Source organism: Pseudomonas sp. s4 (assembly GCF_046764235.1).
Taxonomy (GTDB): Bacteria; Pseudomonadota; Gammaproteobacteria; order Pseudomonadales; family Pseudomonadaceae; genus Aquipseudomonas; species Aquipseudomonas asiatica.
Genome location: NZ_CP177209.1, coordinates 708,869 through 734,487, shown reverse-complemented (window position 1 = coordinate 734,487; position 25,619 = coordinate 708,869). Strand labels below are relative to the sequence as shown.

At 57.5% G+C, this 25,619-nt stretch carries 27 protein-coding genes; 22 read left to right on the top strand and 5 right to left on the bottom strand.

All coding sequences use genetic code 11. The features are described 5' to 3' along the window. Window positions 1–10 precede the first annotated feature (10 nt). The 20 genes from ACK56M_RS03450 (at window position 11) to ACK56M_RS03355 (ending at window position 18,468) form a co-directional block, all read left to right on the top strand. Window positions 11–1,405, top strand: coding sequence for an ethanolamine ammonia-lyase subunit EutB (locus ACK56M_RS03450; RefSeq protein WP_013970694.1), 1,395 nt, complete (start codon window positions 11–13; stop codon window positions 1,403–1,405). A gap of 8 nt (window positions 1,406–1,413) precedes the next feature. Continuing rightward, complete coding sequence (gene eutC, locus ACK56M_RS03445; protein WP_015268799.1) at window positions 1,414–2,232, top strand: ethanolamine ammonia-lyase subunit EutC; 819 nt, start codon at window positions 1,414–1,416, stop codon at window positions 2,230–2,232. Window positions 2,233–2,340: 108 nt separating this feature from the next. Continuing rightward, window positions 2,341–2,799, top strand: a complete 459-nt coding sequence (locus ACK56M_RS03440) for a GNAT family N-acetyltransferase (protein WP_003257044.1) — start codon at window positions 2,341–2,343, stop codon at window positions 2,797–2,799. A 250-nt stretch (window positions 2,800–3,049) separates the two neighbouring features. Next, window positions 3,050–3,697, top strand: a complete 648-nt coding sequence (locus ACK56M_RS03435) for a DedA family protein (RefSeq protein ID WP_015268798.1) — start codon at window positions 3,050–3,052, stop codon at window positions 3,695–3,697. Between the two features lie 9 nt (window positions 3,698–3,706). Next, entirely contained in the window at window positions 3,707–4,522 is an 816-nt protein-coding gene (locus ACK56M_RS03430; RefSeq protein WP_013970691.1) for a zinc-dependent peptidase, read from the top strand. Between the two features lie 93 nt (window positions 4,523–4,615). Continuing rightward, entirely contained in the window at window positions 4,616–5,143 is a 528-nt protein-coding gene (gene ppa / locus ACK56M_RS03425; protein ID WP_003255365.1) for an inorganic diphosphatase, read from the top strand. Between the two features lie 375 nt (window positions 5,144–5,518). Further along, window positions 5,519–6,220: an XRE family transcriptional regulator gene (locus tag ACK56M_RS03420; RefSeq protein ID WP_015268796.1), complete on the top strand. Its 702-nt coding sequence runs from the start codon at window positions 5,519–5,521 to the stop codon at window positions 6,218–6,220. A 373-nt stretch (window positions 6,221–6,593) separates the two neighbouring features. Continuing rightward, window positions 6,594–7,808 (top strand): tyrosine-type recombinase/integrase, encoded by a 1,215-nt coding sequence (locus ACK56M_RS03415; RefSeq protein ID WP_023100402.1) that lies wholly within the window; start codon window positions 6,594–6,596, stop codon window positions 7,806–7,808. A 373-nt stretch (window positions 7,809–8,181) separates the two neighbouring features. After that, a complete protein-coding gene (locus ACK56M_RS03410; protein WP_023100401.1) occupies window positions 8,182–9,096 on the top strand; it encodes a hypothetical protein in 915 nt (304 codons plus the stop codon). Between the two features lie 3 nt (window positions 9,097–9,099). After that, window positions 9,100–9,543 (top strand): hypothetical protein, encoded by a 444-nt coding sequence (locus tag ACK56M_RS03405; RefSeq protein ID WP_031633656.1) that lies wholly within the window; start codon window positions 9,100–9,102, stop codon window positions 9,541–9,543. A gap of 2 nt (window positions 9,544–9,545) precedes the next feature. Further along, window positions 9,546–11,681, top strand: coding sequence for an ATP-binding protein (locus ACK56M_RS03400; RefSeq protein WP_023100400.1), 2,136 nt, complete (start codon window positions 9,546–9,548; stop codon window positions 11,679–11,681). Between the two features lie 146 nt (window positions 11,682–11,827). Further along, the gene (locus ACK56M_RS03395; RefSeq protein ID WP_023100399.1) at window positions 11,828–12,859 is read left to right on the top strand and encodes a restriction endonuclease; all 1,032 of its coding nucleotides are present in this window, start codon (window positions 11,828–11,830) and stop codon (window positions 12,857–12,859) included. A gap of 264 nt (window positions 12,860–13,123) precedes the next feature. Beyond that, window positions 13,124–13,570 carry a hypothetical protein gene (locus ACK56M_RS03390; RefSeq protein WP_023100398.1) on the top strand — a complete coding sequence of 149 codons (447 nt, stop codon included), beginning with the start codon at window positions 13,124–13,126 and terminating at the stop codon, window positions 13,568–13,570. 221 nt (window positions 13,571–13,791) lie between these two features. Next, window positions 13,792–14,064 (top strand): hypothetical protein, encoded by a 273-nt coding sequence (locus tag ACK56M_RS03385; RefSeq protein ID WP_172628431.1) that lies wholly within the window; start codon window positions 13,792–13,794, stop codon window positions 14,062–14,064. A 101-nt stretch (window positions 14,065–14,165) separates the two neighbouring features. Beyond that, window positions 14,166–15,134 (top strand): DUF932 domain-containing protein, encoded by a 969-nt coding sequence (locus tag ACK56M_RS03380; RefSeq protein WP_023100396.1) that lies wholly within the window; start codon window positions 14,166–14,168, stop codon window positions 15,132–15,134. Between the two features lie 151 nt (window positions 15,135–15,285). Then, entirely contained in the window at window positions 15,286–15,687 is a 402-nt protein-coding gene (locus ACK56M_RS03375; protein ID WP_023100395.1) for a hypothetical protein, read from the top strand. Between the two features lie 127 nt (window positions 15,688–15,814). Continuing rightward, window positions 15,815–16,819 (top strand): YqaJ viral recombinase family protein, encoded by a 1,005-nt coding sequence (locus ACK56M_RS03370; RefSeq protein WP_023100394.1) that lies wholly within the window; start codon window positions 15,815–15,817, stop codon window positions 16,817–16,819. Window positions 16,820–16,898: 79 nt separating this feature from the next. Then, window positions 16,899–17,819 carry a hypothetical protein gene (locus ACK56M_RS03365; RefSeq protein WP_023100393.1) on the top strand — a complete coding sequence of 307 codons (921 nt, stop codon included), beginning with the start codon at window positions 16,899–16,901 and terminating at the stop codon, window positions 17,817–17,819. 46 nt (window positions 17,820–17,865) lie between these two features. Beyond that, window positions 17,866–18,048: a hypothetical protein gene (locus tag ACK56M_RS03360; RefSeq protein WP_023100392.1), complete on the top strand. Its 183-nt coding sequence runs from the start codon at window positions 17,866–17,868 to the stop codon at window positions 18,046–18,048. 84 nt (window positions 18,049–18,132) lie between these two features. Further along, complete coding sequence (locus ACK56M_RS03355; protein ID WP_023100391.1) at window positions 18,133–18,468, top strand: hypothetical protein; 336 nt, start codon at window positions 18,133–18,135, stop codon at window positions 18,466–18,468. Between the two features lie 29 nt (window positions 18,469–18,497). Here ACK56M_RS03355 and ACK56M_RS03350 read toward each other — a convergent pair whose 3' ends face one another. After that, window positions 18,498–18,845 (bottom strand): helix-turn-helix domain-containing protein, encoded by a 348-nt coding sequence (locus tag ACK56M_RS03350; RefSeq protein ID WP_023100390.1) that lies wholly within the window; start codon window positions 18,843–18,845, stop codon window positions 18,498–18,500. 137 nt (window positions 18,846–18,982) lie between these two features. Between ACK56M_RS03350 and ACK56M_RS03345 the strand changes: the two genes are divergently transcribed. Both ACK56M_RS03345 and ACK56M_RS03340 read left to right on the top strand, forming a co-directional pair. Next, the gene (locus tag ACK56M_RS03345; RefSeq protein WP_023100389.1) at window positions 18,983–19,432 is read left to right on the top strand and encodes a hypothetical protein; all 450 of its coding nucleotides are present in this window, start codon (window positions 18,983–18,985) and stop codon (window positions 19,430–19,432) included. Between the two features lie 263 nt (window positions 19,433–19,695). Next, window positions 19,696–20,682, top strand: a complete 987-nt coding sequence (locus tag ACK56M_RS03340; protein ID WP_023100388.1) for a hypothetical protein — start codon at window positions 19,696–19,698, stop codon at window positions 20,680–20,682. A gap of 991 nt (window positions 20,683–21,673) precedes the next feature. Here ACK56M_RS03340 and ACK56M_RS03335 read toward each other — a convergent pair. The 4 genes from ACK56M_RS03335 to ACK56M_RS03320 form a co-directional block, all read right to left on the bottom strand. Further along, window positions 21,674–22,339, bottom strand: a complete 666-nt coding sequence (locus tag ACK56M_RS03335) for a transporter (protein ID WP_411959608.1) — start codon at window positions 22,337–22,339, stop codon at window positions 21,674–21,676. A 500-nt stretch (window positions 22,340–22,839) separates the two neighbouring features. Beyond that, window positions 22,840–23,160 carry a 2Fe-2S iron-sulfur cluster-binding protein gene (locus ACK56M_RS03330; RefSeq protein ID WP_023101045.1) on the bottom strand — a complete coding sequence of 107 codons (321 nt, stop codon included), beginning with the start codon at window positions 23,158–23,160 and terminating at the stop codon, window positions 22,840–22,842. Window positions 23,161–23,171: 11 nt separating this feature from the next. Next, window positions 23,172–24,401 carry an NAD(P)/FAD-dependent oxidoreductase gene (locus ACK56M_RS03325; protein ID WP_073660155.1) on the bottom strand — a complete coding sequence of 410 codons (1,230 nt, stop codon included), beginning with the start codon at window positions 24,399–24,401 and terminating at the stop codon, window positions 23,172–23,174. 10 nt (window positions 24,402–24,411) lie between these two features. Continuing rightward, entirely contained in the window at window positions 24,412–25,599 is a 1,188-nt protein-coding gene (locus ACK56M_RS03320) for a cytochrome P450 (protein ID WP_411959249.1), read from the bottom strand. Window positions 25,600–25,619 lie beyond the last annotated feature (20 nt).

The following is a 25,619-nucleotide window of genomic DNA, read 5'->3' as shown; positions in this document are numbered from 1 at the left end:
GAGAGTCTGTATGGCAAGTTTCGTACACACGGTCGGCCACCTGGTCTACCGCTTCGACAGCCTCAAGGAAGTGATGGCCAAGGCCAGCCCCGCCCGCTCGGGGGACTACCTGGCGGGCGTCGCGGCCAGCAATGATGGCGAACGGGTCGCCGCGCAGATGGCCCTGGCCAATATCCCGCTGACGCATTTCCTCAACGAAGCGCTGATCCCTTACGAAGATGATGAAGTCACGCGCCTGATCATCGACACTCACGACGCCCAGGCCTTCGCCCCGGTCAGCCACCTGACCGTGGGTGGCCTGCGCGACTGGCTGCTGAGCGAAGAGGCCAACGAGGACAGCCTGCGCAGCCTGGCACCCGGGCTGACGCCGGAAATGGCCGCAGCGGTGTCGAAGATCATGCGCGTGCAAGACCTGGTGCTGGTGGCACAGAAGATCCGCGTGGTCACCCGGTTCCGTGGCACCATGGGCCTGCGCGGGCGCCTGTCGACCCGGCTGCAGCCCAACCACCCGACCGACGAGCCGGCCGGCATCGCCGCCAGCATTCTCGACGGCCTGCTGTACGGCAACGGCGACGCCATGATCGGCATCAACCCGGCCACCGACAGCATCGCCTCGATCTGCGCCCTGCTGGAGATGCTCGACGCCATCATCCAGCGCTACGACATCCCCACCCAGGCCTGCGTGCTGACCCACGTCACCACCTCGATCGAGGCGATCAACCGTGGCGTGCCACTGGACCTGGTGTTCCAATCCATTGCCGGCACCGAGGCGGCCAACGCCGGGTTCGGCATCAACCTGAACGTGCTGCAGGAAGGCTACGAAGCGGGCCTTTCGCTGAAACGCGGCACCCTCGGGCAGAACCTGATGTACTTCGAAACCGGCCAGGGCAGCGCGCTGTCAGCCAACGCCCACCACGGCGTCGACCAGCAGACCTGTGAAACCCGCGCCTATGCCGTGGCCCGCCACTTCAAGCCGTTCCTGGTCAACACCGTGGTCGGTTTCATCGGCCCGGAGTACCTGTACAACGGCAAGCAGATCATCCGCGCCGGCCTCGAAGACCACTTCTGCGGCAAGCTGCTGGGAGTGCCAATGGGTTGCGACATCTGCTACACCAACCACGCCGAAGCCGACCAGGACGACATGGACACCCTGCTGACCCTGCTGGGCGTGGCCGGGATCAACTTCATCATGGGTATCCCAGGCTCCGACGACATCATGCTCAACTACCAGACCACCTCGTTCCATGACGCGCTGTACGCGCGCCAGACCCTGGGCCTGAAGCCCGGGCCGGAATTCGAGGCATGGCTGGCCCGCACCGGCATCTTCACCCAGGCCGATGGCCGGGTGCGCTTTGGTGACAACCTGCCGCCGGCCTTCCGCCAGGCCTTGGCACAGCTTGCATAGGGATGACCATGGACCACCGCACGCCTACCCCCGAAAACCCCTGGCTGGCCCTGCGCAACCTGACCCCGGCGCGCATCGCCCTGGGCCGCACCGGCACCAGCCTGCCTACAGGTGCACAACTGGACTTCCAGTTCGCCCACGCCCAGGCACGCGATGCCGTGCACCTGGCCTTCGACCATGCCGGCCTGGCTACCCAGCTGAGTGACCGCGGGCGCGAAAGCCTGGTGCTGCACAGCGCCGCCAGCGACCGCAACCAGTACCTGCAACGCCCGGACCTGGGGCGACGGCTGAACGAAGATTCGGTTGCCGCGCTGCGCCAGCATGCCCAGGCCAACCCCGGCGGGGTCGACCTGGCCATCGTCGTCGCTGACGGCCTCTCGGCACTGGCCGTGCACCGCCACACCCTGCCGTTCCTGGCGCGCTTCGAGGAACAGGCCGCCGCCGACGGCTGGACCAGCGCCCCGGTGGTGCTGGTGCAGCAGGGCCGCGTGGCAGTGGCCGACGAGGTTGGTGAGCTGCTGGGCGCACGGATGACGGTGATGCTGATCGGCGAACGCCCGGGGCTCAGCTCGCCCGACAGCCTTGGCCTGTACTTCACCTATGCGCCAAAGGTCGGCCTGACCGACGCCTACCGCAACTGCATTTCCAACATCCGCCTGGAGGGCCTGAGTTATGGCATGGCGGCGCACCGCTTGCTGTACTTGATGCGCGAAGCCTGCCGGCGCCAGCTTTCCGGGGTGAATCTGAAGGACGAGGCCGAGGTCCATAGCCTGGAGAGCGAAAACAGCACCGGCCAGAAAGGTAACTTCCTGCTCGGCAAAGGATAAAAAACATGTCACGGAAGGCGGATTGCACTTGCGCCAAGCATTGGGCAGCATGCCTTTGAAAGCTGCTGGCAATCCGCTGTTTCCCCTAATGGACTCTGAGGGCCGCACATGCGCATCATCAAGGCAACCCTGGAACACCTCGATCTGCTTACGCCGATGTTCGTCAAATACCGCGAGTTCTATGGGCAGCTACCCTACCCCGACAGTTCGCGCAGCTTCCTGGAAAAGCGCCTGAAGCGGGATGAGTCGGTGATCTACCTGGCGCTACCCGATGATGATGACGGCAAGCTGCTGGGCTTCTGCCAGCTGTACCCGAGCTACTCGTCGCTGTCGCTGAAGCGGGTATGGATTCTCAACGATATCTACGTGGCCGAGGACTCGCGGCGCATGCTGGTGGCCGACCACCTGATGCGTGAGGCGAAGAAAATGGCCAAGGAAACCAACGCCGTGCGCATGCGGGTGTCAACCAGCGCGGACAATGAGGTAGCGCACAAGACTTACGAATCCATCGGGTTTCGTGAGGATAACGAGTTCAAGAGCTATATCCTGCCGATCAGCCAGGATTGACCTGCACCGGCCCTTTCGCGGGCTCGCCCGCTCCCACAGGTACAGCACAGCCTTAGGAAGCAGTGATATCTCTTTGGGAGCGGGCATGCCCGCGAAAGAGCCGGTACAGGAATACCCCCTGCCGTAACCCCCCGCTACAAACTCCCCGGGCATGATCCTGACTTAGCCGTATAATGGCCCACCTGTCGTGTGTGAAAATTTACCCATCCGCAGGTAACCGAGCCTACGCCCAAGAACACAGGTGCTGTACATGGATTTCAACCCGCTGGACCTTATCCTGCATCTCGATGCCTACCTCGATCTGCTGGTCACCAACTACGGTCCCTGGATCTACGCCATCCTCTTCACCGTGATCTTCTGTGAAACCGGGCTGGTGGTCATGCCCTTCCTGCCTGGCGATTCGCTGCTGTTCATTGCCGGCGCCGTGGCCGCCGGTGGCGGCATGGACCCGTTGCTGTTGGCCGGCCTGCTGATGGCCGCCGCGATCCTCGGCGACAGCACCAACTATGTGATCGGCCGCACGACGGGCGAGCGGTTGTTCAACAACCCCAACTCGAAGATCTTCCGTCGCGACTACCTGCAGCGTACCCACGACTTCTATGAACGCCACGGCGGCAAGACCGTGACCATGGCGCGCTTCCTGCCCATCCTGCGCACCTTTGCGCCGTTCGTCGCCGGCATCGCCCACATGCACTACCCGCGCTTCCTCGGTTTCAGCGTCGCCGGTTCGCTACTGTGGGTCGGCGGCCTGGTGACACTGGGCTACTTCTTCGGCAACGTGCCATTCATCAAACAGCACCTGTCGCTGATGGTGGTGGGCATCATCATCCTGTCGCTGGTACCGATGATCCTCGGCCTGCTGCGTGGCCGTCTGGGCCGCACGGCCAAAGCGCACTGAAACTTGCCGATGTGGTCGTTCAGCGCCTGGCGGCGCAAGCGCACCCTGGCGCGGTATCCCATCACCCCCCAGCAATGGCAGGCCGTGCGCGAGCGCCTGCCAATGCTGGACGGCATCACTGACGAAGAGGATCGCTGGCTGCGTGAAGCCTGCATCCTGTTCCTGCTCGACAAGCACCTCACCTGCCTGCCCGGCGTCGAGCCGGATGACGAGCAGCGCCTGTTGCTGGCGGCCCAGGCGCAATTGCCGCTGCTGCACCTGGGCGAGCTGAACTGGTACCAGGGTTTCCACGAAATCATCCTCTACCCCGACGACTTCAAGAGCCCCCAGCGCCACCGCGATGCCAGTGGCGTGGAGCACGTGTGGGACGGTGAGCACAGCGGCGAAGCCTGGCAGCAGGGCCCGATCATCCTCGCCTGGAGCGGCGTGCTGGCCAGTGGTGGCTGGGAGGCCTACAACCTGGTCATCCATGAACTGGCGCACAAGCTCGACATGCTCAATGGTGATGCCAACGGCCTGCCGCCGCTGCACAGCGGCATGCCCGTGGATGAATGGGCAACCGCCATGCAACAGGCCTATGACGACCTCAACCGCCAGCTGGACGCCAACCCCGACGCCGAAACCGCCATCGATCCATATGCCGCAGAGAACCCCGCAGAGTTCTTTGCCGTAACCAGCGAGTACTTCTTTAGTGCTCCCGACCTGCTGCAACAGGCTTATCCACAGGTCTACCGCCAGTTGTCGCTGTTCTACCGCCAGGACCCGCTGGCGCGCCTGTGCCGGCTGCAGGCCGAACACCCGGAATACCGCGAAAGCCACGCCTGACGGGGCCGCACATCAGGCCAGGCGTGGCATGCCCATGCAGAATGTGCCTATAATCGCCGCCACTTTTTTGGTCAAACACGGGGGCACTGCCCAATGAGCTACAGCAAGATTCCGGCGGGCAAAGACCTGCCGAACGACATCTACGTCGCCATCGAGATCCCGGCCAACCACGCGCCGATCAAATACGAGATCGACAAGGACAGCGATACCCTGTTCGTCGACCGTTTCATGGCTACCCCGATGTTCTACCCAGCCAACTACGGCTTCATCCCGAACACCCTGGCCGATGACGGTGATCCGCTGGACGTGCTGGTCGTTACCCCTTACCCGGTAGCCCCAGGTTCGGTTATCCGCGCCCGTCCGGTCGGCGTGCTGAACATGACCGACGACGGCGGCGGCGACGCCAAGGTCATCGCTGTTCCTCACGACAAGCTGTCGCAGCTGTACGTCGACGTGAAGGAATACACCGACCTGCCAGCCCTGCTGATCCAGCAGATCGAGCACTTCTTTGCCAACTACAAAGATCTCGAGAAGGGCAAGTGGGTCAAGATCGAAGGCTGGGAAGGCGCTGACGCCGCCCGCGCCGCGATCACCAAATCGGTTGCTGCCTACAAGGGCTGATGCCGGTTGCATGAAGAACCCCGCCTCGGCGGGGTTTTTTATGGCCATTCGTCAACACCTGCGTTCGCGGCCCTCTTGTTGAATGACCTGCCTTCGCGGTCGGTTGTAGGAGCGGCCTTGTGTCGCGATCGGGCGCGAAGCGGCCGTAAAATCAGCAAATGCGGTCTCTCAGGTACATCGTGCGGGATGGTTTGGGGCCGCGTCGCGCCCCGTCGCGACACAAGGCCGCTCCTACAGCTACCGCGCCAACGCCTGATGCGGTAATAAATCCTACGCAGTCCTACTCCAACGCCCTACAAACAGGCGCTTTTCACACAAGCTCCATCAACATCCGGTTCATATCCTTGCTGGCACCCCGCCGCTACACTCGCCGCCATGAACACATCCGGTGACAGACTCAAAGCCCTCCTCCACGAATGTGGCCTGACCCCTTCTGATTTCGCCGCCCAGCGCAGCGTCACGCCCCAGCACGTCAACAACTGGCTCAAGCGCGGCGTGCCCCTGGCCCGGCTGGACGAAATGGCGGACCTGTTCTGCGTGCATCGTCGCTGGTTGCGCACGGGCGAAGGCCCCAAACACCACAACCCGATCCTGCGCACCTGCCCACCGGGGCCGGCGCCCGCCAACCCGCCCACGCCGCTATCGGCGCAAGGCGGCCGTACATTGAAGGTGCCCTTTTACGAGCTGCACAACGGCCTGCTGTCGCCCGTGGCCGGCAAACACCTGTGCCTGCCCGCAAAAGCCCTGAAAGGGTTGGGAGTGCATGCCGACGACGCCATCTGCCTGGCCATGCCCGCCAGCAACATGACCCCGCTGATTCCGCTGCAAGCTACCCTGGCCATCGACCTGGGCATGACCCAGGTGGTCGAGGGCGAAACCTATGCCCTGCTGCACAACGGCGTGCTCAGGGTTAACAACCTCAGCCTCGGCCAGCACGGCACGCTGTACCTGCACAGCCATGATCGGCGCAACTATGCGGTCGAACGCTACACCGCCGCCCAGCGCCAGACACAAGGGCTGAAGATACTGGGCTGGGTGTTCCACTGGTCGCATTTCCGCCAGCAACGGCCCGACTGAAACAACCTGTGCCATTTTTTGCTGGGCATCCTGCGCGCGCCCTTGTATGCTACGCCGCACATTCAGCCCCGACCGGCGCAAGCCGCGGTCCAGAGGGCTCGGCGATATCCCACACGGGCATCTGCCATCTCTTTCGGCCCCTTGATGGCCACACAGTTAAGGCGATTGCGGCTTACCATAAATTAGTCGGAAGCGTCCCCGAGAAGCCGGCCACAAGCCGGCTTTTTTAATGCCCGCAGAAATCCACCAATGTCCGTCAAGCCCTAGAAAATCAAGGGCTTGAGACGTACCATCTGTCTCTCAACATCCACCAATAATCGATAGAATCTCCCGCCAAAGTGTGGGTGAAGGTGTGGGTAGATAGGGAGTCTGTATGGGTAAGCTAACGACCAAGACCATCGAATCCTTGGCTAGGACTGCAGAACCTGGAAAAACCAACGATGGCGATGGGCTCTACTTCCAGGTAGCCAAAGGCGGCTCTTCGAGCTGGATCTTTCGTTACAAGCTGGACGGGCGAAGCCGTGAAATGGGACTCGGCTCCTTCCCGGTCATTACCCTCAGCCAAGCGCGGCAACTCGCAGCGGATCAGCGAAAACTTCTCGCGACCGGGATCGATCCCCTAGCCGCCCGAGATGCAGAACGAGAAGCGAAGCGAGAGGCTGAGCGCCAAGCTGCAGCGCGTCGTACCACGTTCGAAGATCTTGCCCGCGATCATCAACAGGCCCATGGAGCCACCTGGTCTGAAAAATGGCGTAAAGGCTGGCTGCGGAAGCTGGAGCTATACGCATTCCCCATCATCGGGAAGTTATCGGCTGACGACATCCAAACCGAGCACATGCTGAGCGTCTTGCGGCCGATTTGGTCGACAAAAACTCGTACCGCTGATGAGGTGCGTGGACAGATAGAGCAAGTGCTGGACGCAGCCAAGGCTCGCCGCCTTCGCGGCGGTGACAATCCCGCCCGCTGGCGCGGCCATCTGGAAAACCTCCTCAGCAAAGCTGAAAAGAAGAAAGCTCGGCAACGCCAGCACTTCCCAGCCATGCATTGGCGCGACCTGCCGGAGTTGATGAGCAAACTGACTGAAGATTCCAGTCGGGATGCTGTAGCCGCGCGTCTGCTGATCCTGACCGGCGCTCGCTCCCACATGATTCGCTTCGCTCAATGGTCCGAGATGGACTTTGCAGCCGGGATATGGGCGCTTCCAGCCGAACGCATGAAGATGAGAAAGCCATTCGTCATTCCTCTACCCTCTCAGGCTGTGGATATGCTGCAAAGCCTACCTCGTACGGATTCGCCGTATCTGTTCCCAGGGAAAGGCAAGAGCGGTGCCATACATGCTAACGCCGTACGGAGCCTGCTGCATAAGCTCGGGCACGCTGACATCACTCGACATGGTTTCCGCTCGACATTCCGGGACTGGGCTAACGAAAACACTCATTACCCTCGAGAGGTATGTGAGTTAGCACTCGCCCATGATGAGCGGGACCAGACGGAAGCAGCTTACTCCCGCTCAGATTTTCTAGAGAAACGCAGGGCGTTGATGGCTGATTGGGCTGCCTTCTGTACAAGCTTCGAGCGGCAGACGTAACTATCGAGCGTAACCGGGAGGAATTGGCCAGGAGCGGCCCGTCAACATCAATGCCGCGATCTGTCGGCCGACTGTTGTAAATCTCACTTATCGGGAGGAAATCCGGATGGGACGCGTTCTGATTCATCTTCAGTTGGCCGTGGACAAATCCAAATAACCCAAACATGTATAAATATACAGGATACCGAGCACCCTAGATCCAAGTCATCCGTACCTGCTAGACCACCTGATGGCCTTTTGATAACTTCACCGAAGGACCCGAAGCCATAGGGTCACAAGGAACAGACGATTGATGCCCCACCCGCGTCAGCGCATTTCGGAAGGATAACGATGGGCATCGCCTCCCGATGAGTCTTAATAAGGCAGGCATGCAGTGATTACTACACCAATTGGTAAGTACACCGGTATTACCTGGGAAGCAGAATGTCAACTCGTTTTCAAATTCAAGCACGGTGCAGATGGTTATCAGCAGGTCCCCGCGTCTCCAGGTGATTACGGAATAGAAGGTTTCACTAAACATACAGGCTATGCCTTTCAATGCTACTGCCCCGAAAAGCAGTACCATCAAGATGAGCTCTATGAAAGCCAGAGAGACAAGATCAATAAAGATCTGGTAAAGCTCAAGAAAAATACTATCGAACTACAGAAAATTCTTGGCGAAACCAAAATTAAAAATTGGTGTTTCGTCACACCCGAAATTAATCGAAACAAACTTCTTTCGTATGCTCAGACCAAGCAGGCAGAAGTGAGAGCGTGGGGGCTTCCACATCTCGATAAAAACTTCACAATTCTGTTACACGATCATGAGTTCTACGTACAAGAATTCAACATGCTGAGAATATCAGCAGGCCTGCCCCCATGCCTGGGCTCGCCAACAGAGACATTGCCAAAAGTAAACGCTACATCTGAGCCATACGACGAGAATTTGCTCAGAAAGTGTCGTCTACGCATGCCAGGTAAATCTGCAAAGAGTATTGAAGGCCTGGTCGAACTGACGACCAAGAGCTTTCTTGATCATGACTCCTACTTTCAGTCCCTGTACGACCGGTCGCCCCAGACGTATGTGAATGTCGCTCGAATTGTGAACGCTTTTGAGCAGGATGTTCAGGAATGGGGCTTCACGTCAGACGCAACGCCCGAGCAGTTAACAGAACTGGTGAAGGCCACATTGATGGAGTACTTGGTCACCGACCGCAACCTCAATATAGATAAGTCGACGGCGAGTGAGGTGGTGCGAAGAACCATTGCTCGGTGGCTTGCGATCTGTGAACTGGACTTCAACGAGTAGATTATGGCTCAGCTTAAATTCACAAGACGGCCCATCCCGGTACTTTCGGAGCTTCGCCCTCTTTACAAAATATCCCAGGCACTACTGATTCTTCATCTGTCGGGGCGCGGAGCCAAGTGCAGCCTACCCAAAATCCATCTTTTGAACTGGGCTCTCAAGACACCCGAACGCATCAAGGCACTTGCGACTGGCGCTGAACAAGGTCAACTGCATCTTCCGATCTGGGGCTTTGACCCGGCTATGGCCATTGCATTAAATCTCGCGTTCAAAGATTCATTGATAGCCCCCACCACAACGGGATTTGAACTCACCCCCATTGGCAAGTCCTACGTAAATTTGATACTCGCTGACGACACTGTGCTCGGTGAAGAGAAGGCTGCATTGCGATCAATCGGGAAGAAAATCACGGAAGACATGATAAATTCCGTATCCAAGGGATGGGAATAACGATGTACATTAAGGCAATCAAAATCGACATCCAAACGGACACTGGCCCATTCGGATTTTCCACGAAATTCAGTCGCAACTTGAATATCATCCGAGGCCGAAACTCGGCCGGCAAGAGTACAATTGTTCATGCGATAATGTACGCCATGGGTATGGAGGAATTACTGGGTGCTCAGAATGAAAATGCTCTGACTTATGCCCTCAAGGATCACCTTGAACATGATGAACTAAAGCATCACATTATAACCTCTAAAGTCACGATCGAAATCGAGAGTAAAGGAAAAACCATTACTGCAACTCGAAGCGTGAAGGAAAAAGGGCTCAGCACCAAACTCATACAAATACAAGAGTGCTCAGCCCTAACTAAGGGGGAGACGGCCCCCACTCTATACAAGTTCCTTCATGACGGCCTTAGTGCACAGATCGAGGAAGGGTTCTTCACCTACTTTGAGAAATTCCTTGGACTACAATTGCCACTGGTGCCGAGAACCAATGGCAAGCCCGTAAAACTTTATTTGCAGTACATATTTGCAGCGATGATAATCGAGCAAAAACGCGGATGGACTGACTATATTGCCAATCTTCCTTACTTTGGTGTAAGGGATGCACGAATTAAAATTGTCGACTTCTTGGTTGGCACTGATGTTTTTGAAACAGGTGCCAAGCGTGATCGTTTAGATCAGGAGTCGAAGTCAATCTACGATGAGTGGCAAATCCTTTATCGGACGCTCCTCGCCGAATCACTTAAACTCGGCTTTAAATTCTCTAACATTTCAAAAACACCTACAGCAAATTTTAACGCCGAACTTGTCGACTTCCACAAAACCTCCGAAGTTGCAACGGAAAGCATCCTGGAGTACAGGAAGCGCAAGATAAATGAGCATGAACTGATTGGCTTGAGACTATCCCAACAGGGTGAGACATCAACTCCGGAAATTACACAATCCATCGAAAAGCACACAAGCGAACTTGAGCATTTCACGGTAGCTTATGAAACCTGCTTAGGAAACCTCGCCTTACTGCGCGCCAACATTAACAGCAATCGAATCAATACCCGTCAAGCTAAAGACGAGCTTACAAAAAACCAAGCCGCACAAAAACTTATTAGCTTTGGTGCATTGCTCAACTTGTCGACCGCAAGCAACTCTTGCCCGGCCTGCCATCAAACCATTGGCAACTCTCTTGTCGACTTACATGAGAGCACGCCTCACATGGACATCAGCACTAATATTGACTATCTGACTGCCCAGTTGCGGATGCTCGAAAGAGAGAAAGGCGGGATAGACCAGTCAATCAAAGAAGCTGAGGCTCTCAAAGAACAACTTTCAAGAAACATCGTCACCACAAAGTCTACACTGAGGGCACTGCGATCTGATCTAAATTCCAGCTCTTCGGTATCCAAGACAGGCATCAGACTACAAGTACAGATCGAGATGGAACTAGAAGAGCTTACCAAGTTTGAAGAGTACTCGGATCAAGCACTCGACGCGCTTGCTCTACTGGCAAAACGTTTTGAGGATAATCAGAGAATCCGGGCACTAATACCGGACACTCATTACTCGCCTACCGATCTCGCTAAGTACACGCTTTTCGAAAAGATGTTTCGAGCCAATATCGGTGCTTTTGACTATCACAGCGCGGCGATTGGGGACATCGAGTTTAACAAGGACAACCTCCTGCCATACCTCGCCAAGATTGAGCTCAGGGAGATCAATGAACGGAGTGTGCCGACTACACCTAATACCATCGATTCCTCTACCACGCTCTCAACCGCCAGAAGTGATGACAGTCCCAAAGGCAAGGGCAATATCGCCAGGGAGTCCAGTGCTAGTGACTTCGTGCGCCTGATCTGGAGCTATCTGCTGTCCATTTACCAGACTTCATCTCACCCGACTGTCAACGGCAATCATCTGGGGTTCCTTTTACTGGACGAGCCTGGGCAGCACTCCATGGCAACCAAGAGTCAACAGGCGCTGTTCCAACTATTGTCGTCGGAAACTGGCCTTCAGAGCATCGTGGCAGCTTCGTTTGAGGACAGTGAGGCTACGTACAGGGAGGCAACCTCAAACGTCGATTTTAAGCTTATACAGCTCGGCGACAAATCGATCTCCCCCCTTGTTGGGGCTGCTGATCATTAAGGTTGTAGGGGATTTTGGCTTTCCTGCTTTGCGGATCAATGGGGCCAGAGACATTGATCTAAACATCAATCCTCTAAAGCCAATCGCCTTGACCCAATTGGCCCCGGCCAAACCCGCTCCTTAACTTTAAAATTAGAGCCGACAAAGTGAATCCATCTACTCCGACATGGAAGCTGTTCGAAGAGCTTGTACATCGCATCCTACAAGTCAATAAATTTTCCATTACTGCGCATTCGCCTAGAGGGGATGCAGGGTTTGACTTTATTGGAATGTTAGGTGGCGACTCTTGGGCAATAGAAGTTAAGCACTATAGGACAGTGCGCCCGCAACCCTCGCTTATTGAGGCTGCAGCTACGCGCCTCGTCAACAATGGGATCACGGCCCATGCAATGAAAGGCATGCTTATAGTCTCGTGCATTCTTCCACCCGAACTGCGAGAGGTACTCGAGCAAAAATTTAGTGTCACATTCGTCGACCGAGTGGACTTAAGAATTTGGGCATCTGCCACACCTGTGCTAGCAGAAGAACTGGATGCGCTTCTTGAGACTGATCCCAGCGTACTTCAAGTCACTGCGTCGCATCGTCGATCTGACCCACTCCTTATGAGCAAATCTATCGGGGAGGTTCCAGTTCCCCCTCAAGACACGCTCGGCACGCAACTGTGCCAAGAGCTCAGGGGTATAAAGAAAGGTAAGTCCGCATGGGCGGAGTACGAACGAGCCTGTGCCAAGATACTCAACTACCTGTTCCCTAACGACCTTCATGGCTGGCACTTGCAGAAGCGAACAGACGATGGGCTCAATCGATTTGACTTTGTATGTCGTATCAGACCAACGACTGAGTTTTGGCAGTTCTTGATTGATCACCTCGACAGCCGCTATGTATTGTTCGAGTTCAAAAATTACACTGGCAAGATCAAACAGGGGCAAATTCTCACGACAGAAAAATATCTTCTTGAGCGCGGACTAAGAAGAGTGGCGATTGTAATGACTAGGACCGGCGCTGAGGCACACGCGATCACGATGACGCAAGGCGCCATGCGTGAACATGGAAAATTGATGCTTATCGTGAACGACGAGAAAGTGTGCGAGATGCTTCACATGAAGGAGCGAGGAGAGGATCCAACCGACTGTCTCTTTGAGCTCGCTGACAATTTCTTGCTCTCCCTGCCAAGGTGAGAGTCCAATTTTCCGTTTTAGTGTCTGGTTTAGCTGCAGCTGAAGTCCAGCGTTAGCCACGGGCCGCTGCTAGCCTATTTTTGCCCGTCGCAATAGGAGAGATGAGTCGACAACAGTTCAAATCTACCAAGTTTTTCGTCTTGGCCAAGCTTCCTCGGGTGATACTGCTTTTTTTCGTGGCTATTCGGGGCTGACCAAGGAATTATAGGATAGCCAAAAATAATTCATATCACTCAATCACAGGCATTACTAAGGAGTCACACTATGAACCTTGATGATTTTTTCTTGAGGGTTGATGAGAAGCTTAAAATAACCAAGGAAAATGAAAATCTGCCAAAAGTGGCCACAGATAGAAATCTAAAGATACTTAAAGAAGCGGTGAATCACATTGCACCCCTGGTAGAAAATTACGCAGCTAAGCTGCAAGAGCGCAACCTCAAAGCCGACATCCGAAATTCAGATGAGAGCATAGAATTCAGCTTAACCTACAAAGATGGCAGTCATCGAACCATCACTCTTGGGAGCACTTCAAGAGAGAAGCTCATCGGGATAGCTGTCGAGCACGTCGATAGCAGTGGGGACACTGTAATCTCACTAGATGACTCTCATTCCTACGATTCAGAAAGTTGGGAGGATAATATTTACGAGAAGCACTTAAGAAAATTCATCGAAGACTTTATCTCTTGCGCAGAGAGTCATGGAGGGGTCTAACTGCCTGGACACCTCAAGCCACTCACAATGAAAACACGAGGCGGGCTAGAGCTCACCTTCTTAGCCGAAACCTGCAACGAGTTGTCTATCTCAGCAATTCGATTCGAAAAAGCCTCAGTCCTACATCACTGCAATGACATACCCACCATGGAGGCTCCCCAGCCATGTCATTGCAGTGTCCTCGCTGTAACTCTCCCCAAATTGCATCCCGGCATCCCGCCATGAAGATCGGTGCCTTCGTCGGCACGGTCGGTGGTGCCGCGCGTGGTGCTTCCGCCGCTCTTGCTGGCGGCCAGGCCGGCGCAGCTGTCGGTGCCATTGCCGGTCCGCTGGGCATCACCCTCGGCTCGTTGTCCGGCGCCATTCTCGGTGGCCTTGCCGGTGGTGTCGGCGGTTGTGCGCTCGGCGCCCAGCTCGGCGACCAGTTGGATCGCCACGTGCTCGCCAACAACCTCTGCCTGATCTGCGGGCATCGTTTCAACCTGCCGACCTGATCGGTTTCGCGCGTCTTCTCCCCCTTCCCTTTTCAACCCTTTCGCCGGTGCTGCGCCTCGCGCAGCGCTTTATGCCGGCTATTGCTCACAGGAAACTCATCATGGCTCATCTCATCGAACAAATGGCTTACGTTGGTGCAGCTCCCTGGCATGGCCTGGGTAGTCGCCTCTCCCCGAAACAACCACTGGAAATCTGGCAACGTGAAGCCGGCATGGACTGGCAGATCCAGGAAAGCCCGGTGCACTTCAAAGCAGATGCTGTTGGCCACCTGGGCAGCATCCACTCCTTCCCCGAGCAAAAGGTGCTCTTTCGCTCCGACACCAAGGCACCACTGTCCGTGGTCTCCCAGCGCTATCAGGTGGTGCAGCCGCGCGAGGTGTTGGAGTTCTACCGCGACCTCACCCAGGTCTCCGGCTACGAGCTGGAAACCGCGGGTGTGCTCAAAGGTGGCCGCAAGTTCTGGGCACTGGCGCGCACTGGGCAGAACACCTCGCTTAAGGGTAACGACCTGGTCAACGGCTACCTGCTACTGGCCACCTCCTGCGACGGCACCCTGGCCACCACCGCCACGCCGACCACGGTGCGGGTGGTGTGCAACAACACCCTGACCATTGCCGTCGATGGTACGACGCGTGCGATCAAGGTGCCGCACAACACTCGCTTCGATCCGCAGCAGGTGAAGAAGCAGCTCGGCATTGCTGTCTCGCAATGGGACGACTTCATGTACCGCATGCGCATGTTGGCCGAGCGCAAGGTGAACACCAAGGAGGCCTTGAGCTTCATCACCACAGTGCTAGGCGATAGCTCTCCCAGCGGTCAGAAGGCGAATGTCGTGCCCAACATCCGCGCCATGCAAAAGGTGGAGAGCCTGTATCAGGGGCAAGGTCGTGGCAGCAGCCTCGAAACAGCGAACGGTACCGCTTGGGGTCTGCTCAACGCGGTCACCGAGTTCGTCGATCACCAGCGACGGGCACGTAGCACGGAGTACCGGATGGACTCGGCCTGGTTCGGCCAGGGGGCAGTGATCAAGCAACGCGCCCTGGAGGCGGCCCTGCAGTTGGTGGCCTGACGGCTGCTCCCCCTCTCGTTATCCCTCTTTGCCCAACCGGTTCTGCGACGACAGCAGTCGCTCGCAGGTACCGCGGCGCTGGGCGTTCTCTTCCACCCGCCGGGCCGCTCCTGGGGAGTGGGGCTCCGGTGTTTCATTGGAGGCCTCTCTCATGGGCAGGCTGTTCTCATCCCGTACCCGGGCAGAGCTGATCCGGGACCTGACTCAACCTGAAGACCATGTGCACGCCCGCATTCACGTCATCGCCCACACCCTGCGGGGCAACGTGCTGTGGTCGGTCACCGAGGTGACGGCGAAAACCGAAGGCGTTCACCCAGACCTCGCTCCCGGCGAGTCCATGCGCTACATCCGCTGCGATCTGCTGCAACGCAGTGGCGGTGAGTGGGGGTACAAAGCCATGGACGAGTCCATGGCGCCGTACTACTACAGCTGCCCACTGCGCTATCTCGATATGGCCAAGGAACTCTCGCCCGGCTGGCGCGAGAAGGTTCGAGCCCATCACGCACGGCGACGTCAGTCGGCGACCGCCGTGGCCGGTGGTGCAGCCCGGTAAGTGGGAGTGATCGCAGCGCCGCCTGGAGGCGGTCCTCCCGTTGATGGCCTGACGGCCGCCCACGCCCTCACCCGATGCCTGACCGGCTCTACCGGCCGGGCATTTTTATGTCCGGAGAAAAATCCTCATGACCCATGCTCATTCCACGCCCAACAGGGCACGGCAGCGCCCTGCCCTGCGCCTGATCGGCACCAAGGAGCTGTCCCGTGATGACTGGCTAGCGGTACGCAAGCACGGTATCGGCAGTTCGGACGCGGCTGCCGCGGTCGGCCTCAACCCCTACAAGTCGCAGTTGGAGCTGTGGCTGGAAAAAACCGGCCGCGATGCCGGGCTGCCCAAGAGCGATCCGAACGACGAGGAAAGCCCGGCCTACTGGGGCAACATCCTCGAGCCCATCGTCGCCAACCACTACGCCCGGCGCACTGGCAACCGGGTGCGGCGGATCAATGCCGTGCTGCAGCATCCGGATTCGAAACTGGACTGGATGCTGGCCAACATCGACCGCGAGGTGATCGGCGCCAGCGACGTGCAGATCCTCGAATGCAAGACCGCCGGTATCAACGGCGCCCGTCTTTGGAAGGAAGGCGTGCCGGTGTACGTGCAGTTGCAAGTGATGCACCAGTTGGCGGTCACCGGCAAGCAGGCGGCCGACGTGGCCGTGCTGCTCGGTGGCCAGCATCTGGAGATCCATCGCATCGAGCGCGACGACGAGCTCATTGGTCGGTTGATCGAGCTGGAGCGCGACTTCTGGCGCTACGTGCAACGCGATACGCCACCGCCGGCGGACGGCTCCGACTCGGCGGAACAGGCCCTGCGTTGCCTGTACCCGGAGGACCAGGGGCACACCCTGGACTTCACCCAGGATTTGGTGTTGTCGGCCGCCTTCGATGAGCTGCAGACGGTACGCGCCAGCCTGGAGCTGCAGAGCAAGCGCGAAGCCGAACTGAAGCAGCAACTGCAACAGGCCATGGGCGATGCCAGCCGGGCCTTGTTCGCCAATGGCACGGTGTCCTGGCGCAAGGCCAAGGACAGCGTGGTGCTCGATGTGCCGCGGCTGCTCAAGGAAAAGCCCTACCTGCTGGCGCGCTACCCCACCACCAAGGTCGGCAGCCGGCGCTTCCTGATTACCTGAATTCGATTCCCCCCTTGACCACCCTGGCGTCTCCCCTACGCCGGGGTGGTCTTTTTTATTCATCCACTGGAGAACCACCATGCTCAAAGGCTTGGCCATTACCCCGCCGGTGCTCGGACGGATTTCCATCGGTAAGGTCGTCGAGAAGAACGGCAAGCGCCTGCCGGAGAAAGACGATCAATTCACCCTCACCTCGCAGGTCCAGCTCCGCGACGGCTGGCTAGCCCATCCCCTGGACGAGGAACTGCGTAAAGCCCAGGGCGGCAAGATCCGCAGCATTCCGATCCGTCTGCTGTTCAACGCACCGGAGCTGAACTTCCGCGCCGAGTACTGCCTGTTCGATCGGCAGTCCGGGCGACCGCTGTGTGTCGGCAATGGCGAGACCTGCAAGCGCCGCAGCCAGGACGGTATCGCCTCGCTGCCCTGCCCTTCGCCGGATGGCTGTCCGTTGGGCAAGGGCGGTGTCTGCAAGCCCTACGGGCGTCTCAACGTGGCCATCGGCGACGAGGATCCGCTGGGCAGCTTCGTGTTCCGCACCACCGGCTTCAACAGCATCCGCACCCTGGCGGCCCGGCTGCAGTACCTGCAGGCGATTTCCGGCAACCGCCTGGCGTGCCTGCCACTGGAGCTACGCCTGCGTGGGAAGTCCACCCGACAAAGCCACGGCTCGCCGATCTTCTACGTCGACATCACGGTACGCAGTGGGCTGTCGATGGAAGAAGCGCTGCTGCAAGCGCGGGAGCTCGATGAAGCACGTCAGGCCTCTGGCTTCGACCAGGTGGCGCTGGACGCCACGGCACGGCTGGGCTTTGCCAACGGAGCTTTCGAGGACAGCGACGAGGAAACCAGAGCCATCGCCGAAGAGTTCTTTCCGGAACCGACTCCCGAATTGCCCCCTTCAACCACCCCTGCAGCAGAACCACTGGCTACGCCGAAACCCACCCTGTCGACGCTGCTGAAAGCCCGCGCCGAAGCTCGTGCTCAACACACCGCGAAGTGACATCCGCGGCATCCCCCATCACTCAACCTACGAGGAGGATCGCGCCATGAACCTGGTGCGCTTCATTGGTTTGCTGTTCGTGTTCATCGGTGTGCTGGCCAGCTGTACAGTGGCCGTTGCGTTGCTGGTGCTCATGTTTCGTTTCTGGCCACTGGCGCTAGCCATCGTGCTGGCGCAGGTCCTGTTCCACCGACTCCTCCAAAGGGTCGGACTCCGCATTTCCCTCTAGTCCCGTGACGGCATAAGCAGGAGCCGTCGGGCTCCTACTCGCCGATTTCTCATCTCAACTTTCCGCATAACAGGAGCACTCACCATGATCACACGGTGCCTGATCTGTAATTCTTCCGTGGTGCTGTCCAAGGACGCCGCCAAGGCACTGGCCAGGCTGATGGGCACGCTGGATGGTTTCTTGCGTGGCATCCAGCAGTCGCCTGCCCGGCATCAGCCGATCACCTCGAACCTACATTGCGAAAGTCCGCTGGAGCGCGCGTTCAACCTGATGCTCGATGGCATCTGCGGCGCGGCGGCGAACTGGAACAGTACCGGCGACTTCATTCGCGACGTACGCCGCTTCCAGTTCATGGAGTACGACTGCCTCTGCCTCCGTTGCGGGGCGAAGTACAACGAAGAGCCCGTACCGCGCCGCTAGCTCAATTCTGCTGGCTGAAGTAGCCCCCCTCACCCGCGACTGAGTCGCTCGCTCAACCGCTCCACCATCTCCACGACCAACTGACGGTCGCTCTCCTCCAGGGCATTCAGCAATCCGCTGATCCGCGAGGCCTGGTCATCTGGGCGCAAGCTAGCCTCGCTCAGCAGTTCCATCGCGTTGCAGTTGAAGATCGTCGCAAACTCGAACAGCCGAGCAATGTTGGGCATGACGATTCCGCGCTCGATGCGGGATACCGCTTCATTCCCAACGCCCAGGATTTCCGCCACCTCATCCTGCGTCATCCCACAGCGCATGCGCTGCTTGGCAATCGCCCGCCCTACCGCTTCAGCCAGTGCTTTCTGATCCGTAGCAACCATGATGCCTCTCCCATTCAACCTGAATGGTTGGGCACCACCTCATTGACATGAAGAACATCACAAGTCGAGAATCATCTCAAAAGGTTGATTTTCGACCTTGTTGGCGCTCTTTCTCATCCGACACAAGGACCTGTCTCATGCACAAACAGCTTCTCCTGGCCACCCTCCTCAGTTGGACAGTCGCCACTACAGCACTCGCCGGAACCTACGAATGGACCACCGGCTATGCCCAAGGCGTCGAAGAACACTTGGTCGATGACGGCAATGGCAATGAGTTGAATATCTCCTGTCCGGACGATAGTGAAAGCGCAGTCAGCGCCTACGCCACCATAGCCGGCAGGCAGTATTCATCCAACGACGACATTGGCTTCGATGTAATCGTCGATGGCACGACCTACAGCAACCCCTTCTTTACCGACTGCCATGTCTGCGGTGCCAACTTCCCAGGTTTTTGGGCGGCGCTGCGCAAGGCCAACAATCTGCAAGTGAGTGCGGAGGGCAAGACGGTGAAGCTACCCACAAAGAATCTGTCGCAGGTTCTCCTTCCCCTGAACAGTAAGAAAAACCTCTGCCGCTCCGCTTGGTAACCCACACCGATCCAGGCGCCCTGGTGCCCTTGTGGACTACCTCGGGTGAAGTCTCCATTTCCACCAGCGAGGACGACTACGACTTCAGTTTCGACAGCTAATTCCTAGCCGCCCCCATTCCCACTCGGAACCTCCAACTCCGCCCACGGCCATCGCTTGGCCGTGGGCGGAGCAGGAACCTTTTTGTTTTTTGAAACAGGAGCTGCACATCGAGACACACCCAAAAGAAACCACTGCCCACACACTTTCAAGGATCTGAACCCATGACACCGACGTACCGCAAAACCCTGCTCGCCCTGGCCATTTCTGCCAGTGCTCTGCCTCTCGCCGCCCACGCCCTGACGTTGACCAACAGCGGGCTGGACAGTGAAGGCAACACCTACACCGACAGCACCGAAGTGACCGGCGCCTTCACGGGCAGCGACCAGCCCCTTCGTTTCTACAGCGACACCTTCAATCACGACCTGGTGCTCAACGCCCAGGTGCAGGCCACCGGCGAGGACCTCAATGGTGTCGACCTGTCCTACGCGGGTGACGACGACAATCCCTCCTCCATCGGTGCGCCCACCGAGGTGTTCGGCAACCTGCCGAACAAGGGCAGCATTTCGGTGAGCGGCGCGGGCGTCACTGGCCTACTGATCGACCCGGCCACCATCCACGGCAACCTGGTCAATGAAGGCACCCTGCAGGTGGCCGGCGGTGTGCTCGAGGGCGACGGCATCCGCGGCCTCAAGTTCGCCGGGCAGTCGGTATTGCAGGGCGACCTGATCAACGCCGCCAGCGGCAAGATCCTCGCCGATGGCGACGAGGCCACCGGCATCCAGCTCAAGGGCGGCACCATCGGCGGCAAGCTGATCAACAACGGCCTGATCCAGGTCAGCGGTACCGAATCGACGGGCGTTCTCGCCACCTATGACGACGACATGGGTAGCCCGGATCGAGTGGACCTGGGCGGAATCGAGAACCATGGCAGCATCGTGGCCAGCGGCGACGATGCAACCGCGTTGCGTCTCGACGGTGTGAGTTTTGCCAGCGCGCCAGTGCAGGTGCTTAACACCGGCACCATCCAGGCTGACGATGCGGCCATCGAGGTCGGTGCCTTCGATATCGACGGCGCGAATGCCAGCAATACCCTGGTCATCCAGAACAGCGGCAACCTGATTTCCAAGGACGAAGCCATCGATGCCTTCCCGTTTGAACTCGGGGCTGTATTTCTTGCGCTTCATGAACACTCCTTCAGCTCGGTGTGAGCTTACTCGAAAGTGTCCGTGCTAACGGGGTAGAACCCACCGGAAAATTTGAAGGATGAGAGAGCGGCCAGTACTTGGCAGTCACCGAGTGGTTGCACGGGAAGCTAATTTGTCTCGCTCGGAAGGATTTTGCACACAGCAACAGTTATCAGGACTCGCGCAACACGGTGGGCATATCAATCAGGCCAACGCCAGTACAATCGAAGAAAAAACGGCGTCTAAAGGCAAATGATAGATAACGAGTTTGGTGCGGACGGAGGGAAGCAAACATCGCCACCAAGTGGCTGAAATAACGAAATTTTTCTTGGTTCGGCGAACCGGAAATAACCATAACGTGTACCAGTTTTGAAATTCAACACCTTGCCCTAGGCTCACGCTGATTTCCGACATTTGGTCTAAGTCACTGAGCTGGCTGCCGAGTCAGTTGCTTGAGTCGACGCGGCTTCACAGGACAGTGTGGGGACCGTCAATCAGGCCACCCAAGCCATCGGCCAACTGGCAAGTCAGATGAAACAGACTATGGAGGAAGTGACTGAGCTAGCATAAATAAACCTATCTGACAAAAAACGTCAGAAAACTTGAGTGGAAGTCGAATATGGCGCAGCGGACGTGGTCTGAATCATCACTTTTAACCTTCTGACGTTGTTGATAATTTTTCGGTCTGCCTAGCATTTCTAGACTAAAACATGGACTTCTTTAGGCTCGCTGGCAACATCCGGCTTTACATGTGCGGCGAATGGATAGTCTATCCGGCCTGAGTAAACGCCGACTTCAGACCAGTAATACCCGCCGCAGGATTGGAAGCCGATCACCCAGCTTCTGCCGAACAGAAGACTAGGTGCTAACGTAGTCACAGTCGATTGGAAATCGGACTTATATCAGAATCTTACGAATATTTTGGCTAGCACTTCTGTACCGAGCGTCGCTAAAGCATTTGAAAACTCGTGCATGTCTTACGTTAGCATTACACGACACTCACAACATACAGTCATCAAAATGTGAAGTTTAAGCGCATGTTGAGTCGATCCGTCTCCCTGAAGCCATTGTCAATATCAAGATCACGTCCGTAGGCCACGCTGAGCATCGTTGTCTTAGATAGAAACTGCTGCACACCCACACGCATATTGGTGGTGGCCTGCCGGTTATGCTGATCGACCCCGTCGATACGTGTTTCCCCACCGAAGATGCGTCCTGCACCAACGAAGAGTGTCGTGCTTTCAGCCAATGGCCAGCGCACAGCTGCCTGCAAGTGATAGAGCGGATCTTGTCGGAGGGTCTGTGACGTGGCGCTGCCGCAGGCTGCCGCGCAGTCCGTGTTCTTGCCGAACCAACTTGCATCGGCAGTCAAATCGAGCATCAAAGGCCCTATCAGCGGCTGGATATAGCCGGCCTGCAGAACGAAGCGCCAGCGATTGTCGCCCAGGTTCAGCACCGAGCTCTTGTCATAGTTGCCCAACGGGAAGAACACGTAGGGCGTGATGCCCAGATAGCGCTGTTTGACCGGATCGTTGATCACCCAAGCGGTGGTGACGAACGCGGGATCGCCGAAGCTGCTGCGATTGCCCAATGCGCTAATGTCCTTGTCCGCATCCAACTCGCCATAGGACATGACCAACTGCGGATCGATCAAGACGCCATTCACCTCCATAAAGTGAATGTAGCGTGCAATGCCGACTCTAGATGTCAGCCGTGGGTCTCCAGCCTGTCTGTCCCCTCTCGCCTAGGACTGAGTTCGCTCGGCTGTTTCGTAATAGACCACGCCAAGGTTCGTACCTGGCGGCAGTGCTGTGTAGTCACCGGGATAGACCTCGACACACCAGGCACGATTGGCTAGCAACAACAGCAACAATGCCGTAATTGCACGAGCGCCAGGCTGACGCCACCAGTTACCAAACTTCACTCGCAGAGATAGGCTACGCATGCAATGACTCCTTCCTATTTTTGTTCTAAGTGTCATTTTTCGCTGCGGACATGAGCCGTGCCGATAACGCACACAGCACAGCTTCCCACCAGTCAGGACCGGCAGCTTGGGCGGGAATATGTAAAACGCAGTAGCTGAAAAGCTTCTAAAGCATTGAGCACTCTCGCGAGCTCGATAATCCAAAGCCCCCGAAGTGCCTGGCCCCCGGCCTTCGCGGAAGCGACGTAAAAACGTTCCTAAGCAGGTAGAGGAACCCTGACGATCAAACCGTCCATGGAGGGGTCGATGAACACCTGGCAGGACAATCGCGTTCCAGCCGTCATGGGTTCGCCGGTACTCTGCAAAAGATCGTTCTCATCTGGGTTGGCTTCACCGACGATCTCGACCCATGCGTCTTCGATCTCGATCCGGCAGGTAGCGCAGACACATGAGCCGCCGCACTCCGCGACGATTCCTGGCACGCCATTCTGCGTGGCCACCTCCATCAACGATTGCCCGTCCTGGGCATCTACGGCGTATTCGCCAGATTGCTCATCGATAAACACGACACGTGGCATGTTCGTAGCTCCTATGCGAAATGAAGGGCGTCTTTCAGCGGAACGTCGGCGTCAACCAGACGAGCGAGATCGAAGCTATGGTTTTGACCGATGGTACGTCGTGCCAGCAAGCAGTCACCCGGCATGTTGCAGGCTTCGATAGCCACCAATTGCTGGTCTTGCAGGTACAGCATCGAAACCTTGTCGCCGCCGTAACGACGCACAATCACCTGCCCTTGCGCCGGACGCTCACCTGCCAGGTTGATTCGCGCCTGTAACTGGTCGGACCAGAACCAGGGCGTCTGTACTGGCGGCATGGGCCGACCGGTCAGACGTGCTGCAACCAGGCGTGCCTGCTCTGTAGCGTTCTGCACGCTCTCGCGGCGTGGTAACTGATGCCCTGGCGAAGGACACACTGCCACACAGTCACCGATGGCACTGATGAACGGGTCGCTGGTCTGACAGTGCTCATCCACCAGAACGCCGGAAGCGCACGCCAGGCCAGCTGCCGTTGCCAGCTCCATACGTGGCTCGGAACCGACACCAATGACCAACATGTCACATTCCAGAAGTTGGCCATCACTCAAAAACACCGCATCGACCCGCACACCGCAGGTGCTCCGCCTCACCTCGCGCACTTCCTCACCCAGACGAAACTCAATACCGTTACCCAGATGAATGTCACGAATAAATGCCGCGAATGCCTCGCTAACCACTCGTGAAAGCAGACGCGGCGCCCGCTCGATCACAGTGACGTGTTTACCCATTTTGCAGGCAGAAGACGCGATCTCCAGGCCGATGAACCCGCCACCGAGTACGACGATCCGGCTGGCCTCAGCGAGCTGCTGCCGAATGCGTCCGGCATCATCCCAATCCGACAAGTAACAGAGATTATCAGCATGGCCGAATGCAGCCATGAAGCGTGGCTGCGAGCCTGTGGCAAGGATCAAATGGTCATAGGCATAACTACCTTGTGAGCTCTTCACCTGACACGAAGCCGGCGTTATCGAAAGAACATCATCTTGCAGGCACAGCTCGATATCGGCACGTGCATAAGAGTCCTTGCCCTTCAGCAGGCTCGGCGTACTGTGCTGAGCAAGCAAATACTCCTTGGATAACGGTGGACGCTGATAAGGGTGCTGTGTCTCCGCGCTCAATAAAAGCACCCTGCCCTGATAGCCAAACTCTCGCAGGAAGAAGGCGGCTGCCGTTCCTGCGTGGCCAGCGCCAACGATGAGCGTAGTGTCTCGACGTTCCCCCATGACAGTGCTCCTAAGCCTTGGTGAAGCGAATCGGCACGTTTTTCGGGCCACCGACGAAGTTGGTCGCCACCAGCCGCGGCGGCCCAGACAGTTCAACGCTCTTGAGCTTGGGCAACAGCTCCTCGAAGAAGATTTTCATTTCCAACTTGGCTAGGTGCTGGCCGAGACACATATGTGCCCCCCAGCCAAAACCCAGGTGTCGATTGGGAAAACGGGTGATGTCGAATGCATCAGGATTGCTAAACACTTCCTCATCACGATTGGCCGATGGATACGAAAGCATGATGCGGTCGCCGCGCTTGATGTTCTGGCCACGCACTTCTGTGTCAGCCAGTGCGGTCCGCATGAACGACTTGACCGGAGCGGTCCAACGCACCGCTTCATCGACCAGACGTGGAATCAGTGCAGGATCGGATTTGGCCAACGCAAATTGCTCAGGGTTGCGCGATAGGCCGATGATCGCCCCGCCGGACGATGACGAGGTGGTATCGTGACCCGCTGTGGCAATTGCCACGTAGTAGGCGTTGATGTACTTGTCATCGATGTAGTTGCCGTCAAGCTTGCTGTTGGCCAGCAGCGACATCACGTCATCCTTGGGACAACTGCGGCGGTCGACGGTGAAACCGCTGAAATAGTCGTAGAAAGTGGCGATGGTTTCGTGGAAGCGCCGGGCGGCTTCATCCGCCGACTGCTGCGGTGCAGAAAGGGCCTGCTCGTCAGGCTCGTGTACGCCAAAGAAATCCTGGGTCAGCTTGAGCATGAACGGCTCGTCATCCTCAGGCACACCCAGCGCCGTCATCACCACGTGCAGCGGGTAGTACAGCGCACAATCCGTCATGAAATCGCATTCGCCGTCAAAATCGAGCAGACGCTGCACCGAGGCTTGCGCGATCCGGCGAATATTCTCTTCGAGCTTGCGGATGCTGGCGGGCTGGAACCAGTTCAGGGTCAAGCCGCGATAAGCCGTGTGCATAGGCGGGTCCATCGAGGTCAACGAATCGATTACATGGGGGCAACCGCCGCTGATCGAGCGCATGAAGGCTTCGTTGTTCTGATCGTAGAGAATCTCGCTGCCTTCAGCATTGCTGAATAGCCCCGGTTGCTTGCCAATCTGCATGACGTCGGCATGCTTGGTCGCGATCCACATGGGGTCGTAGCCATCGATATGGGCCATCGCGAGCGGTTGCTCATCACGCAACCATTTTAAAGCCGGGTAGA

Bases quoted from the DNA above. Each gene is read 5' to 3' on its own strand.
- ACK56M_RS03450 (WP_013970694.1), top strand. From the start codon at position 11: ATGGCAAGTTTCGTACACACGGTCGGCCACCTGGTCTACCGCTTCGAC.
- eutC (WP_015268799.1), top strand. From the start codon at position 1,414: ATGGACCACCGCACGCCTACCCCCGAAAACCCCTGGCTGGCCCTGCGC.
- ACK56M_RS03440 (WP_003257044.1), top strand. From the start codon at position 2,341: ATGCGCATCATCAAGGCAACCCTGGAACACCTCGATCTGCTTACGCCG.
- ACK56M_RS03435 (WP_015268798.1), top strand. From the start codon at position 3,050: ATGGATTTCAACCCGCTGGACCTTATCCTGCATCTCGATGCCTACCTC.
- ACK56M_RS03430 (WP_013970691.1), top strand. From the start codon at position 3,707: ATGTGGTCGTTCAGCGCCTGGCGGCGCAAGCGCACCCTGGCGCGGTAT.
- ppa (WP_003255365.1), top strand. From the start codon at position 4,616: ATGAGCTACAGCAAGATTCCGGCGGGCAAAGACCTGCCGAACGACATC.
- ACK56M_RS03420 (WP_015268796.1), top strand. From the start codon at position 5,519: ATGAACACATCCGGTGACAGACTCAAAGCCCTCCTCCACGAATGTGGC.
- ACK56M_RS03415 (WP_023100402.1), top strand. From the start codon at position 6,594: ATGGGTAAGCTAACGACCAAGACCATCGAATCCTTGGCTAGGACTGCA.
- ACK56M_RS03405 (WP_031633656.1), top strand. From the start codon at position 9,100: ATGGCTCAGCTTAAATTCACAAGACGGCCCATCCCGGTACTTTCGGAG.
- ACK56M_RS03400 (WP_023100400.1), top strand. From the start codon at position 9,546: ATGTACATTAAGGCAATCAAAATCGACATCCAAACGGACACTGGCCCA.
- ACK56M_RS03390 (WP_023100398.1), top strand. From the start codon at position 13,124: ATGAACCTTGATGATTTTTTCTTGAGGGTTGATGAGAAGCTTAAAATA.
- ACK56M_RS03385 (WP_172628431.1), top strand. From the start codon at position 13,792: ATGAAGATCGGTGCCTTCGTCGGCACGGTCGGTGGTGCCGCGCGTGGT.
- ACK56M_RS03380 (WP_023100396.1), top strand. From the start codon at position 14,166: ATGGCTCATCTCATCGAACAAATGGCTTACGTTGGTGCAGCTCCCTGG.
- ACK56M_RS03375 (WP_023100395.1), top strand. From the start codon at position 15,286: ATGGGCAGGCTGTTCTCATCCCGTACCCGGGCAGAGCTGATCCGGGAC.
- ACK56M_RS03370 (WP_023100394.1), top strand. From the start codon at position 15,815: ATGACCCATGCTCATTCCACGCCCAACAGGGCACGGCAGCGCCCTGCC.
- ACK56M_RS03365 (WP_023100393.1), top strand. From the start codon at position 16,899: ATGCTCAAAGGCTTGGCCATTACCCCGCCGGTGCTCGGACGGATTTCC.
- ACK56M_RS03360 (WP_023100392.1), top strand. From the start codon at position 17,866: ATGAACCTGGTGCGCTTCATTGGTTTGCTGTTCGTGTTCATCGGTGTG.
- ACK56M_RS03355 (WP_023100391.1), top strand. From the start codon at position 18,133: ATGATCACACGGTGCCTGATCTGTAATTCTTCCGTGGTGCTGTCCAAG.
- ACK56M_RS03350 (WP_023100390.1), bottom strand. From the start codon at position 18,845: ATGGTTGCTACGGATCAGAAAGCACTGGCTGAAGCGGTAGGGCGGGCG.
- ACK56M_RS03345 (WP_023100389.1), top strand. From the start codon at position 18,983: ATGCACAAACAGCTTCTCCTGGCCACCCTCCTCAGTTGGACAGTCGCC.
- ACK56M_RS03340 (WP_023100388.1), top strand. From the start codon at position 19,696: ATGACACCGACGTACCGCAAAACCCTGCTCGCCCTGGCCATTTCTGCC.
- ACK56M_RS03330 (WP_023101045.1), bottom strand. From the start codon at position 23,160: ATGCCACGTGTCGTGTTTATCGATGAGCAATCTGGCGAATACGCCGTA.
- ACK56M_RS03325 (WP_073660155.1), bottom strand. From the start codon at position 24,401: ATGGGGGAACGTCGAGACACTACGCTCATCGTTGGCGCTGGCCACGCA.